Consider the following 13128-nt stretch of genomic DNA (forward strand, 5'->3'; position numbering starts at 1 on the left):
CTCGATTCATTGTCACAATATACGTAAAAGTGGCCCTGCCAATATTGTATTGTAGGGATAATGACAATGAATGGTTAATCAAATGTTGCGGAATGGCAACGTCTGGCTGGAGGCTTTTTGATGAAGTGTGAACCTGTGGTCGGAATTATGTTGAAGTGGTAGGGCCAAATGACAGGAAGGGGCATTGCCCCTTCCTGATGTAACAACTATACAACCATTACCACTGGATGCCCGCGCCTATAGCCGCAGAGTAATCTCCCTGGCTATTGGTGCTGCCCTGCAGTTTGTAGACCCAGCTACCGCTGGCGCTGACCATCGACACCCCTAACGCCACGGCGGATTCGCCGTTATAGGTACCGCCGCCAATCGACGCCATGCTGGCGCCTGGTGCGTAAGCCTGCGGCAAACCGGTCATCGCCATTGCGGAGGCGATACCGCCGCTCAGCTTGCTTTCGGTTTTAGAGAGTTTATGGTCCATTTCCACCATGCGCTGATCGGTGTACTGCTTCGTTTCCTGAATGTTTTGCTTCAGTTGCGCATAGTTAACGGCATCATTGTCGTTCACCGCCGCAGAGACATTGCTGATGCGGGTGGTGCCGCCTTTGCCATCACCCAGGTTAAGGGTGCTGTAGTTGATGGTGCCATCCGCATTGGTTTCATAACGCAGGCTGCCTGCGGTGGAAGATTTCAACTGCGCGACGTTAACGGCATCGGTGTCGTTTTTACCGGCGGCGACGTTGGTAATACGGCGCTGGTTGGTGGAAGAGCCCACAGAGATCGTATTCTCTTCATCCGCCACGGAACCGGTGCCCAGTGCGACGCTGTTGTCAGCGGCGGCGATGGTGCCGGAGCCAATGGCAACGCTATCCGTACCCTGTGCGTTAGCATCAGCGCCCGTGGTGTTGGTCTTGAAGTATTTGGTGCTACCGGTCGACACGATATCGCCAATACCATTTTCGATGTTGGTGACACGGGTATCGAGGTTACTCACCTGATTGTTCAGGTTATCGATACTTTGGGTGTTTTGCGTCACGCGCGAGTCAGTGACTTTCAACTGGGCGACGTTAACCGCGTCCGTATCCTGCGAACCTGCCGCCACGTTGGTTATCTGACGTTGGCCATCCGCGCTGCCGACGGAAAATTCACCGACGGAGTTTTGCGGAGCATCCATATTGTATGCGGTATAGTTGCTCTGCGCGCCAACGGTGGTCTGCGAACCGCTACCTATAGCGATACTGTCAGCGTGATTCACCTGCGCCCGGCTGCCGATGGCGATACCGTTGATTGCGTCCTGCACCACGAGGGTGTTGTAGCCGATACCAATCCCTGCATTACCATTGACTACCGTTTTTGCCCCCATCGCCATCGCGTCGGTGCCCACGGCCAGAGCGTCTTCTTCCGTTGAGTTGGCGTGAAAATACTTGGTCGGTGTGGTCGCCACCGCGCCAATCGCGTTCTGCAACTGACGCACGGTGACAACATCGTGCGCTTCGCTACCATCGGCGACGTTGATGATCTGACGATAGCTTTGACCATCGGTACCCACAGACAGTGCGCCGAGCAGTTCACCGTCGGTGGTGTCGTAGCCAATGACGACGCCGTTTTCGCTGATGCTGGTATTGCGTGAGCCTTTAACAATCACACGATTTGAGGTGGAACCGCTGCCTAATGCGACACCGCCCTCGATGGTGCTGCTGCTGTCCATCCCCATTGCCAGGCTGTTATCAGCGGAGGCAACCGCGTTGTAACCTACCGCAGTAGCGCCGTTGCCTGATGCGCTCGCATCATGGAACTTCAGCCCGGTATCGTTGGTGCGGATGTAGTTCACACCTGCACCGTTCTCTTCGATATAGGTAGCGCTGGTATCGCCGGTGATCTGGGTGATCATATTTGTGGTGGCATTCAGCGCATCGGACACGCTGTTGTACTCGGTGTTGTCGATGGTGAAGGTCGGCGCGCTGACGTGGCCGTCAGCATCAATGGTCGAACCGCCGCCCAGTGCTTCCGCAATAGAGCTGCTGATGCCATAGAGTTGCCCGCCGTTAACCGCGTCGGTGCTGGTGTCGGCAATGGTTCCTGCTGCGACGTTGGTGATCTTGCTGTCGATGCCGTTGTGGCTGGCGCTAAAGGCATTAGCGTTGCTGTCCCACAGCAGGGCGTCGTCCAGGGTGGCGTCGATCGCGCTCAGCGCATCACCCACGTTGTCGTAATCGCTGTTGGCGATGGAATAGCTTGGCGCAGTGATAGAACCGTCCGCATTGACACTGGCGCCGCCACCCAGCGCGTCGGCAACAGAATCGCTGACGCCGTAGAGCTGACTGCCGTTGACGGCGTCGGTGCTGGTGTTGGAAACGGTGCCCGCCGCGACATTGATGATTTTACTGGTGGTGCTGGTGCCGTGCGCGGCGTTGAAGGCTCCGTTAATCGTATCCCATTGCAGAGAATCGACCGCAGATACGGTGCTCAGAGTGGTATCAAGCGCGGTGAGCGCGTCACTCAGGCTGTTGTAGTCGTTATTAGCGATAGTGTATGTTGGCGCGCTGATGGTGCCGTCGGTATTCACTGCCGCCCCGCCACCGATAATATCGGCAACGGAATCGCTCAGGCCGTAGAGCTGGCTGCCGTTAATGGCGTCGGTGCTCTTGTCGGAAACGGTGCCCGCCGCGACATTGATGATTTTACTGGTGGTGCTGGTACCGTGCGCGGCGCTGAAGGCGCTTTTGCTGGCATCCCACAGCAGGGCGTCATCCATGGAGGCGTCCAGCGCGGTGATGACATCACCCATGCTGTCATAGGTGTTATTGTTGAAAGAGTAAGTAGGGCCAGTGACAGAGCCATCGGCATTGACCGTGGAGCCGCCGCCCAGCGCGTCGGCAACAGAGTCGCTTACGCCGTAAAGCTGGCTGCCGTTGATGGCATCGGTGCTGGTGTCGGAAACGGTGCCCGCTGCGACATTGATGATTTTGCTGGTGGTGCTGGTGCCATGCGCGGCGCTGAAGGCGCTTTTGCTGGCATCCCACAGCAGGGCGTCATCCATGGAGGCGTCCAGCGCGGTGATGACATCACCCATGCTGTCATAGGTGTTATTGTTGAAAGAGTAAGTAGGGCCAGTGACAGAGCCATCGGCATTCACCGTGGAGCCGCCGCCCAGCGCATCGGCAACGGAATCGCTCAGGCCGTAAAGCTGGCTGCCGTTAATGGCGTCGGTGCTGGTGTCGGAAACGGTGCCCGCCGCGACATTAATGATTTTGCTGGTGGTGCTGGTACCGTGCGCGGCGCTGAAGGCGCTTTTGCTGGCGTCCCACAGCAGGGCGTCATCGAATGATGCATCCAGCGCAGTGATCGCGTCACCCATGTTGGTGTAGTCGGTATTGTTGACGGTGTAAGTCGGGCCAGTAATCGAGCCATCGGTATTTACCGTGGAGCCACCGCCCAGCGCGTCGGCAACGGAGTCGCTTACGCCGTAAAGTTGACTGCCGTTAATGGCGTCGGTGCTCTTGTCGGAAACGGTGCCCGCCGCGACATTAATGATTTTGCTGGTGGTGCTGGCACCGTGCGCGGCGCTAAAAGCGTTTTTGCTGGCATCCCACAGCAGGGCGTCATCGAATGATGCATCCAGCGCGGAGATCGCGTCACCCATGTTGGTGTAGTCGGTATTGTTGACGGAGTAAGTCGGGCCGGTGATAGAGCCATCGGCATTCACTGTCGAGCCGCCGCCCAGCGCATCGGCAACAGAATCACTTACGCCGTAGAGTTGACTGCCGTTAATGGCATCGGTGCTGGCGCTGGAAACTGTTCCTGCTTTTACATTGGTGATTTTGCTGGTGGCATCGGTGCCGTGCGCGGCGCTGAAGGCGTCGGTGTCCCATTGCAGGGTGTTGTTATCGAGCCCGGTCAGGGCTGCGCCCACATTGTTAAAATTACCGCTTTTCAGTCGGTAAGTGGGGGCGTTAACGGTACCGTCACGGTTGACTGTCGCACCACCGCCCAGTCGGTCTGTGACTGATTTGCTAATAGCATACAGTTGTGAACCATTGATGGCGTCGGTGCTATCGGTCGAGATATCACCAGCAGCCATATTGACGACTTTTCGCTGTAATGTACTGCTACCGACTGAAACTGTGTTGTCTCTCTCTGCAACTGACCCGGCACCAAGGGCGACAGAGTTATTGCCCGATACGATGGTTTGATTACCGATGGCGATACCGGCATCGCCCACAACAGAACTATTCGACCCCATTGCAATGCTATTCTCAGCATTAGCTGCCGCACCCCGACCCAGCGCAAGGGAATAGTCCCCGGAACTTTCGGCACCGCTGCCGATTGCGATAGTCCGGTTACCTGTCGCTTTCGACAGTTGTCCTAAAGCCACCGATCTTACTCCGGTCGCCTGGGTCTTATAACCTAATGCCGTCGCTCCCTCAGCAGCGTAACTGTTCGTTCCTATTGCAACACCAGCGGTCTGCCCTTCTGTTACCAATGTCGATGCTACAGCTCCTTTACCAATGGCAATCCAGTCATCCGTGGCTGGCGTTGCTTCAGCACTTGTCCCACCATCAAGGCCAACAGAGGCATATACTCCTGCTGATGAGAGTAACCCACTGGTTACCACTAATGCAGAAATGAGGAGTTTGCTGCGCCCCGATTTTTTGCCACGGCTTTTCGCGGTTTCGCTGGCGACCGTGACATTGCCGGTAGCCGGGTTCCGGATAACTTTAAAAATTTTATTCATTATAAATTTTCTCTATTCCTTGATGTGGAGTGATCGCCAAATATTACTTTTTGGCTTTTTTCTGTTGGCCCGTCGCAGGTTGAAGTGTGTCGAACTGCAGGTTATCCATATTGATAGCCATCTTCAGATACTTCAGGTTATTTGGAGAAACCCCTTTTAACGTCAGATTAATGTCCTGCCACTGACCGGGTAATAATTTCAGTGATGAATCCATTGCTGTGCTGAATAATAATTGCTGCCACTTCGCTAAGGCTTTCTGGTCAAGGGGTTTTTCATTGCCCCATGTCACATGGAAACCAATATTTGATACAGGAACGCTGAGCAGATTAACCAGTGACATTTTGACGACGCTACCGTTATCTACGGGGTCTATGGCGGTCACCCGCGCCGCCAGGCCAACCGCGCCGTTATTTAAAATAAAGTATTTCGTTTGTTGCGGATTAAACTCGGTAAAGACAAAGGCTTCCTGTTGCTTTTTAAGATCGCCCACTACGCCGGCCAGGGCTTTTGTGCCATTGCTTAATGCGACAATCTGTTTTTCCAGTAGGTCGATTCGTGCCTTCTGCTGGGCCAGTTGTTGGGTTTGCTGCTGATTCAGGCTGTCGCTTGATTTTATACTTTCGATGTAATCGCAGCCCGCCAGAGGCAGTATTAATGACATTGCTAATAGGTTTATGTATTTATTATTACATGGCATATAAGAACTTCCTTATTTATTTCCACGCTATCCCTGGTGGTGCTATGGAATTTCCTTAAATGTGAGATTCGGGCTGGTTATATCGGTAATGAATTAACGATCATTCAGTTGGCAAGTAAGATATTTATATTCATTTGCTAATTGAATGCATCAATGGTGTGTGAATGATGCGTTTCTATTTATGTCAAAAAGATATTATTTTGCGCGCGATTTTAATGGCTGGAAACAATTTGTGTCAATAGGGAGGCTGGAATTGACGATAGAGAATAAATATTATGAATATAAATGGAATTAAATATTTTAAATAATGATGAATAATAAACAAGATAAATGGCATTCACCGACCTGAACGCCGGTAAATGCCGCAGAGAGGGGGCGAAGCTTAGAACTCTACCTTTGAAAACCCGGTCATTACCTGCAAGCCCATTTCGCGACCCAGCGCGGTCATCGGGTGAACCACGATCAGCCCACGCACGCTTTTCTTCAGTTTGCCCATGTCGGCCTGCTCTTTTTTCGTAATCGCCCGCTGGAATGGCATTTTGGACAGCTTCTGCGCTTCTTTGCTCAGCTTTTGAGTATGAACTTCACGCAGACGTGCGATTTCGACTTCCAGCTTCGCTTTTTCGCTTTCCAGTTCAGCGTATTTATCGGCGTTTTCAACCAGCGACAGTTCAGCCTGCTGGTGATGAATGGCGTCCAGACGGTCGCTCAGGCGTTTGATTTCGTTTTTTTCGATTTCTTTCATTTGGCGTATATCTGATAAAAAATGACGTAATAGCGCATAGTATGCGCGACAGCGAGCATAATCGATAGTCAATTATATAAAAGAATCGTATTAGTCGAGCCGTTATTGCGCTGCGTATTATTAGTAATTATATGAAATTATGGCGTTTTATGAAAAATGGTTAAGCAGATCTCTTTTTTGACAAGTGATGCGGAAAATCCGCACATTTTCCCCAAACGTATCGCCCTAAATTGTCCATTCTGAAGGCAGAAATCATGAGGAGGACGACGTTATGGGCAAACTCGGCGAAAACGTACCACTTGTCATCGACAAAGCCGTAGATTTTATGGCGTCCAGTCAGGCGTTTATGGAATATCTGAAGAAATCGCCTCGCCTGAGTCATATACCGGAAGAGATCCCCGAAGAGAAAGCCGCGATGTTTCTGGAGCGATTAGAGTACTACCGCAATCTCTATCAACCGGTTGACAGCCAGGCGAAAGAAGTCTGACGGCGTTATTTCTGGAAGGCTTTTTTCAAGCTGATTCGGGAAATCAGCTCGGTCAGAGAAAGTACCATCGTTGAGCGAACGACCTGTTGATAACGCTGTTTTTGCATTGCCAGCAGGTCGGCATCGCTATCATCAAGCAGCGGCGCGGGCGGCAGGGCAGAGACGCAGTGCAGTTCACCTAACGGGCCGAGAATCTCATCGTCGGTGAAGGCATATTCGCTGCCATCATGATTTAACTCTTCGCGCAGCGCCATCAGCAATTCCGCATCTTCATACTCATGACGGCTAATCACGCCCAGCCCATAAATCAGCTTGAGCCGAACCGAAAGGTCGCCCAGCGGGCCGCTACCGTCCAGCAACGGTTCGACAGCGTATTTCACCGCGTAATCGTCTTTGCGGAACACCTGCAGCACCAGAATATTGACCGCCTCGGTCAGTAGCTCGACGGCGGCAATGAGGAAACTTCTGACGGTTTTGCCAGCATTCAGACGCTCAAGCACACGGTTTTCAAAAGCCTGTGTTTCTTCCATTATTGCCTGCATATCTGACAATCTATTGTTCAGGCGCAGGATAGCCTGCGCCGGGTCTTGCATCATTTGCTGGCGTTATAGAGGGCGACGGCGGCTTTCACCACGTCGCTGTTCGCGTCCAGACCAGAGATCTGCGCCAGCGCGGCCTGCGGGCCTTTTTCATCAATCAGCGCGGCCAGTTCCAGCGCCTGCGGATCCTCTTCACTGCGGAAATGCATCGCAGCGGCAATACCTTTTACCAGATTAACGTGCGGCAAACCGTACTCCAGCGTGCCCAGCAGCGGTTTAACCAGACGGTCGCCCGCGCTCAGTTTACGCAGCGGCTGACGGCCTACGCGCTCAACGTCATCTTTCAGATACGGGTTTTCAAAACGACCGAGGATTTTCTGAATGTATGCTGCATGTTTCTGTGCATCAAAACCGTAGCGTTTGATCAGTACCGCGCCGCTTTCTTCCATCGCGCCTTTTACCACCGCACGGATTTTCTCATCGAGAATCGCATCACGGATAGTTTGATGCCCGGCCATTTTGCCGAGGTAGGCGGTTATAGCATGACCTGTGTTCAGCGTGAAGAGTTTACGTTCGACAAATGCCATCAGGTTATCGGTTAATTCCATGCCCGGAATGTCCGGCAGCGCGCCTTTAAACTGGGTTTTATCGACGATCCACTCGCTGAAGGTTTCCACGGTCACTTCCAGCGGGTCGTTCGTTGCAGAAGCAGACGGCGGCACAATACGGTCAACGGCGGAATCGACGAAACCGACATTCGCTTCCACCCATGCTTTATCTTCCGCAGCGACGGCGGCCATCACATGGCCCTTCAACTGGCTGGTACCGCGCACCATGTTTTCACAGGCGATGATATTCAGCGGGGTGTTTACGCCCTGGGCTTTACGTTTGGCAAGGCCTTTGGCAATGGCTGGCGCGATGCGCTCCAGTACCACCGGGCCGACGGCGGTAGTCACCAGGTCAACCTGAGCAATCAGATCTATCACGTCGTCACCGATGCTGCTGACCGCGTTTACGCCGGAGACGGTATCAACCTGCTCATTTTCACCCACTACGTGAACCTGGTAGCTATGACGTGCATTCAGGGCATCCAGCACGACCTGGTTTACATCGGCGAACGTCAATGTAATGCCCGCGTCGGCCAGCAGTTTGCCGATAAAGCCACGTCCGATATTACCTGCGCCAAAATGTAATGCTTTCATAGTATTAACCTTCATTAATGTTTTTGACCCGAGAGGGCTGGGGTGAGGCTTTTCCCTCACCCTAACCCTCTCCCAATGGGAGAGGGAATAGTGTCTTACTTCTGCAACAGCGCCAGAACTTCTTCCACGCTGGTGGTGCTGGCCAGACGTTCGATGACGGATTCGTCATCCAGCGCGTTGGTCAGGCCGGTGATCACCTGAATGTGCTCGTTGTTGCGCGCGGCGATACCAATCACCAGACGGGCAATGTCGTCCTCGTCTTCGCCGAAGCGCACGCCTTCCGGATACTGACAGAACACGATCCCGGTTTTCAGCACGCGGTCTTTCGCTTCGATGGTGCCGTGCGGTACCGCGATAGATTCACCCAGGTAAGTTGGTGTCAGTTTTTCACGATCCAGCATCGCCTGCACATACTCAGGCTCAACGTAACCGCCTTTCACCAGTTGCTCACCGGCAAACAGAATCGCTTCTTCTTTGGTGGCGGCTTTGCGACCGAGGAAGATGTTATCTGCACTCAGTTTGAACAGGTTAGCGTTGCTGTCGTCGAAGCTGTCTTTCAGGCTGTCTTTCACCTTCACTTCGTTTTCGGTATGGCGCTGTGCGGCAACCAGACGCTCAGTCAGGCTGGTGTACAGGCCACTGTCGAGGAAGTTAGTCAGCGAAATGTGCTGTGCCTGCGGTACCTGGCGCATCGCACGTTCGGTCAGGTCGCGGTGGGTGATGACCAGGTCAACATCCGGCGGCAGGTTGTTAATCGCGCAGTTGGTGACTGAGATGTTGCTCAGGCCTGCATCCTGCACTTTCTTACGCAGAACGCCTGCGCCCATTGCGCTGGAACCCATACCGGCGTCGCAGGCAACGATGATTTTACGCACGTGGCTCAGGTCGTTGGTGACGTCGCCGGCCGCCAGCGGGGTGCCGCCTTTGGATTCCGCTTTCATGTCATTCATACGACGGGTTGCCGCTTCGATGTCATCTTCTTCTTTCACCTTGCTGGTTTTCAGCAAGATGGTAGAAACGATGAAGGAGACTGCCATCGCCGCAACGATAGCCGCGATGTTAGCGAAGTACGCGCCTTTTGGCGTCATCGCCAGTACGGCCAGGATGGAACCCGGGGAAGCCGGAGAGACCAGGCCGCCGTTCAGAAGGGTCAGGGTGAACACGCCAGTCATACCACCCAGAATAACCGCCAGAATCAGACGCGGGTTCATCAGCACATACGGGAAGTAGATTTCGTGGATACCACCCAGGAAGTGGATGATTGCCGCACCGCCCGCAGACTGTTTAGCACTGCCGCGACCGAAGAACATGTACGCCAGCAGAACGCCCATACCCGGGCCCGGGTTGGCTTCAATCAGGAAGAAGATAGATTTGCCGAGGTCATGAGACTGCTGAATACCCAGCGGTGAGAAGATACCGTGGTTAATCGCGTTGTTCAGGAACAGGATTTTCGCCGGTTCTACAAAGACAGAGGCCAGCGGCAGCATGTCGTGTACAACCATGAAGTTAACGCCCGCCGCCAGCAGCTTAGACAGGACTTCTACTGCCGGGCCAATGCCGAGGAACGCCAGAATGGCGAGGATCATACCAATGATGCCAGCGGAGAAGTTATTCACCAGCATCTCAAAACCGGATTTAATTTTACCGTCTACCCAGGCATCGAATTTCTTGATGCAGTAGCCGCCCAGCGGGCCTGCAATCATGGAGCCGAGGAACATCGGCATGTCTGCACCGACGATAACGCCCATGGTGGTAATCGCACCGACCACGCCGCCACGCTCGCCGCCAATCAGCTTACCACCGGTATAACCGATGAGCAGCGGCAGCAGATAGGTGATCATCGGGCCAACCAGCTTCGCCAGCGTTTCGTTCGGCAACCACCCTGTTGGAATAAATAACGCGGTGATAATACCCCACGCGATAAACGCGCCGATATTTGGCATCACCATGTTGCTGAGGAAGCGACCAAAGCTTTGCACCTTGATCTTGATATCGGATGACATAAAACACCCCTTGTTTCTGTTTACCCGCAGGTCGAACACCTGAAGTTTTATTGTTAATTGGCGGCAGAGGTAGTAGCCGAACCCTGGTTGATGATGCGAAATCTGGCACTGAATCGTTAAGCTGTCCAGATGGTGGGCTGTTACGTGACTTAGATCACACAACTATAGGAGATACCCGATGATTTTGAGTGATCACAGTCACAAAAACGCTGTGTAAAAAAACAACACAGCGGAAAAAAGCAGCATCAGGCATATGTATATGTGATGTTAATCACGTTTTGTTTTTGGTGGTTTGTCTCTTTTTTGTGACTTGATTCACAAGAAATTTTTAAGGCGGGCGGGCGAGGTGTGATCCGGGGCAAGTTCTGCCCGTGAGAAGTGAGAGGGCTGTAACTGAGCAACATCACGCAAAAGAGAATAATAAGTGGGGAGTATGGCGAAACGATAAATTGCCGATTATGTTCAAAGTAGGCGAAATTTCAGCCCATCACGGTTAATCAACAGCGTGGATTCGAGGTTACGGCTATGTTCCTGAATTACTTTGCGCTTGGCATTCTGATCTTCGTTTTTTTGGTTATCTTTTACGGCATTATTATTATTCATGACATTCCCTACATGATTGCGAAGGCGCGCAATCATCCTCACGCCGATGCGATCCACGTCGCGGGCTGGGTCAGTCTTTTCACATTACACGTTCTTTGGCCATTTCTGTGGATTTGGGCAACCCTCTACCGACCCGATCGTGGGTGGGGGATGCAGCATCCTCCCGGGGTGAATGAAGACGATGCGCTGCGCCAACGTGTTGCCGAGCTTGAGAAACAACTGAAAAAAATGCAAACGCCTTCTGGGGAATAGCCATCATGGATCTGTTGATTATATTGACCTACGTCGCGCTGGCCTGGGCGATTTTTAAGATATTCAGGATCCCGGTAAATAAATGGACGGTACCCACGGCGGTATTAGGTGGGGTATTTATTGTCGGCGCCCTGATATTAGGGATGAACTATAACCACCCCTATACTTTTCAGGCGCAGAAGGCCGTTATTTCTATCCCCATTACGCCACAGGTGACTGGCGTGGTGAGTGAGGTGACGAACAAGCAGAACCAACTGATTAAAAAGGGCGAAGTGCTGTTTAAAATCGACCCGACGCGCTATCAGGCGCGCGTTGATCGCCTGGAGGCGGATTTAGTCACCGCGATCCACAGCACGGAGGTGCTGAAAGGCCAGCTTGATGAAGCGCTGGCGAATACCACCCGTGTCTCGGCAGAGCGCGACCGATTGTATAAGGATTATCAGCGTTACTTGCAGGGCAGTAAGGCGAGGGTAAATCCGTTTTCGGAAAGCGACATTGATAACGCCCGACAAAATTATCTGGCGCAGGATGCGTTAGTAAAAGCCTCTATTGCCGATCAATCACAGATTAAAAGCCAACTGGACAGCGTGCTCAACGGCGAACAGTCACAGGTTGCCAGCCTGCGCGCGCAGTTAACCGAAGCCAAATTTAACCTTGATCAAACCATTATTCGCGCACCCAGCAACGGGTTTGCCACCCAGGTACTGATCCGCCCCGGAACCTATGCGGCGGCACTGCCGTTACGGCCGGTAATGGTCTTCGTGCCAGAGCAAAAACGGCAGATTGTGGCGCAGTTCCGCCAGAACTCGTTATTGCGTTTAAAACCTGGCGATGAATCTGAAGTAGTCTTTAACGCCCTGCCGGGGCAGGTTTTCAGCGGCAAGTTGACCAGCATTCTGCCGGTTGTGCCCGGCGGCTCTTATCAGGCGCAGGGGACGTTGCAATCGCTCAATATTGTCCCCGGCTCAGATGGCGTGATGGCGCTGATTGAGATTGCGCCCGGTACCGATGTCGATGCGCTGCCGGACGGCATTTATGCGCAGGTGGCGGTCTATTCCGACCACTTTGAACATCTGTCGATTATGCGCAAGGTGCTACTGAGGATGACGAGCTGGATGCATTATCTTTATCTTGATCATTAACGGTAACAGCATCTTTTTGCCATACTTCTCTTTTTCGTTGGCAAAAAGGACATGGCATGAAACTCATTGGCAGCTATACCAGCCCTTTCGTTCGCAAAATCTCGGTTTTATTGCTGGAAAAGGGCATTCCATTCGAATTTGTGAATGAACTTCCCTATAACCTGGAAAATGGGGTGGCGCAGTACAATCCGCTGGGCAAGGTGCCGGCATTGATGACGGATGACGGCGAGTGCTGGTTTGATTCCCCGATTATCGCGGAGTATATCGAGCTGCTGAATGTTGAGCCGCAGATGCTGCCGCAGGAGCCCCTGGCCCGGCTGAAAGTGCGTCAACTGGAAGCGCTTGCCGACGGGATCATGGATGCTGGCTTAGTGGCGGTGCGCGAACTTGCCCGCCCGGCGGCGCAGCAGTCGGAAGCGGAATGTCTGCGCCAGCGCGAGAAAATCAGCCGCAGTCTGGATGTGCTTGAAGCCCATCTGAAAGAGGGCGCGATTAACACCGATACGCTCAATCTGGCGACCATCGCCATCGCCTGCGCGATTAGCTATCTCAACTTTCGTCACATTGCGCCGGGCTGGTGTGTTGAGCGCCCCAATCTGGTGAAGCTGGTGGAAACCCTGTTCCAGAGGGAAAGTTTTGCCCGCACCGAACCGCCAAAGGCTTGACCACGCGCTATAACACTTCCTGTGGTGACGCTGTACAATCCCTCCTCACATGGACTCCCTC

10 protein-coding genes are annotated in these 13128 nt (G+C 53.1%); 4 read left to right on the forward strand and 6 right to left on the reverse strand.

The genetic code is table 11. From position 1 onward, the window contains the following. Window positions 1–217: 217 nt before the first annotated feature. From VSR74_RS16725 to VSR74_RS16735, 3 genes are all read right to left on the reverse strand, one after another. The gene (locus VSR74_RS16725; RefSeq protein WP_347795756.1) at window positions 218–4732 is read right to left on the reverse strand and encodes a YadA-like family protein; all 4515 of its coding nucleotides are present in this window, start codon (window positions 4730–4732) and stop codon (window positions 218–220) included. A gap of 43 nt (window positions 4733–4775) precedes the next feature. Then, entirely contained in the window at window positions 4776–5429 is a 654-nt protein-coding gene (locus VSR74_RS16730; protein WP_347795757.1) for a SadB/YajI family lipoprotein, read from the reverse strand. A gap of 382 nt (window positions 5430–5811) precedes the next feature. Further along, window positions 5812–6174 (reverse strand): YibL family ribosome-associated protein, encoded by a 363-nt coding sequence (locus tag VSR74_RS16735; protein WP_347795758.1) that lies wholly within the window; start codon window positions 6172–6174, stop codon window positions 5812–5814. Between the two features lie 271 nt (window positions 6175–6445). On the opposite strand from VSR74_RS16735, the gene VSR74_RS16740 reads away from it, so the two are divergent. Continuing rightward, window positions 6446–6661, forward strand: a complete 216-nt coding sequence (locus VSR74_RS16740; protein WP_347795759.1) for a hypothetical protein — start codon at window positions 6446–6448, stop codon at window positions 6659–6661. 5 nt (window positions 6662–6666) lie between these two features. Here VSR74_RS16740 and mtlR read toward each other — a convergent pair whose 3' ends face one another. The 3 genes from mtlR to mtlA form a co-directional block, all read right to left on the reverse strand. Beyond that, complete coding sequence (mtlR, locus tag VSR74_RS16745) at window positions 6667–7257, reverse strand: mannitol operon repressor MtlR (protein ID WP_347795760.1); 591 nt, start codon at window positions 7255–7257, stop codon at window positions 6667–6669. Continuing rightward, a complete protein-coding gene (gene mtlD, locus VSR74_RS16750; protein ID WP_347795761.1) occupies window positions 7254–8402 on the reverse strand; it encodes a mannitol-1-phosphate 5-dehydrogenase in 1149 nt (382 codons plus the stop codon). Before mtlD ends, mtlR begins: the two co-directional genes overlap by 4 nt. A gap of 95 nt (window positions 8403–8497) precedes the next feature. Further along, the gene (gene mtlA / locus VSR74_RS16755; RefSeq protein WP_347795762.1) at window positions 8498–10405 is read right to left on the reverse strand and encodes a PTS mannitol transporter subunit IICBA; all 1908 of its coding nucleotides are present in this window, start codon (window positions 10403–10405) and stop codon (window positions 8498–8500) included. 525 nt (window positions 10406–10930) lie between these two features. On the opposite strand from mtlA, the gene VSR74_RS16760 reads away from it, so the two are divergent. From VSR74_RS16760 to VSR74_RS16770, 3 genes are read left to right on the forward strand one after another with little or no spacing between them, the layout of a single operon-like run. Continuing rightward, window positions 10931–11260 carry a DUF3302 domain-containing protein gene (locus VSR74_RS16760; protein ID WP_347795763.1) on the forward strand — a complete coding sequence of 110 codons (330 nt, stop codon included), beginning with the start codon at window positions 10931–10933 and terminating at the stop codon, window positions 11258–11260. A gap of 5 nt (window positions 11261–11265) precedes the next feature. Further along, window positions 11266–12402 carry an HlyD family secretion protein gene (locus VSR74_RS16765; protein WP_347795764.1) on the forward strand — a complete coding sequence of 379 codons (1137 nt, stop codon included), beginning with the start codon at window positions 11266–11268 and terminating at the stop codon, window positions 12400–12402. Between the two features lie 56 nt (window positions 12403–12458). Beyond that, window positions 12459–13067 (forward strand): glutathione S-transferase, encoded by a 609-nt coding sequence (locus VSR74_RS16770; protein WP_347795765.1) that lies wholly within the window; start codon window positions 12459–12461, stop codon window positions 13065–13067. The last annotated feature ends 61 nt before the right edge of the window (window positions 13068–13128 follow it).

The organism is Pseudocitrobacter cyperus, from assembly GCF_039889165.1.
Taxonomy (GTDB): domain Bacteria; phylum Pseudomonadota; class Gammaproteobacteria; order Enterobacterales; family Enterobacteriaceae; genus Pseudocitrobacter; species Pseudocitrobacter cyperus.

Coding starts and splice junctions, on each gene's coding strand:
- VSR74_RS16725 (WP_347795756.1), bottom strand. CDS start 4,732: ATGAATAAAATTTTTAAAGTTATCCGGAACCCGGCTACCGGCAATGTC.
- VSR74_RS16730 (WP_347795757.1), bottom strand. CDS start 5,429: ATGCCATGTAATAATAAATACATAAACCTATTAGCAATGTCATTAATA.
- VSR74_RS16735 (WP_347795758.1), bottom strand. CDS start 6,174: ATGAAAGAAATCGAAAAAAACGAAATCAAACGCCTGAGCGACCGTCTG.
- VSR74_RS16740 (WP_347795759.1), top strand. CDS start 6,446: ATGGGCAAACTCGGCGAAAACGTACCACTTGTCATCGACAAAGCCGTA.
- mtlR (WP_347795760.1), bottom strand. CDS start 7,257: ATGATGCAAGACCCGGCGCAGGCTATCCTGCGCCTGAACAATAGATTG.
- mtlD (WP_347795761.1), bottom strand. CDS start 8,402: ATGAAAGCATTACATTTTGGCGCAGGTAATATCGGACGTGGCTTTATC.
- mtlA (WP_347795762.1), bottom strand. CDS start 10,405: ATGTCATCCGATATCAAGATCAAGGTGCAAAGCTTTGGTCGCTTCCTC.
- VSR74_RS16760 (WP_347795763.1), top strand. CDS start 10,931: ATGTTCCTGAATTACTTTGCGCTTGGCATTCTGATCTTCGTTTTTTTG.
- VSR74_RS16765 (WP_347795764.1), top strand. CDS start 11,266: ATGGATCTGTTGATTATATTGACCTACGTCGCGCTGGCCTGGGCGATT.
- VSR74_RS16770 (WP_347795765.1), top strand. CDS start 12,459: ATGAAACTCATTGGCAGCTATACCAGCCCTTTCGTTCGCAAAATCTCG.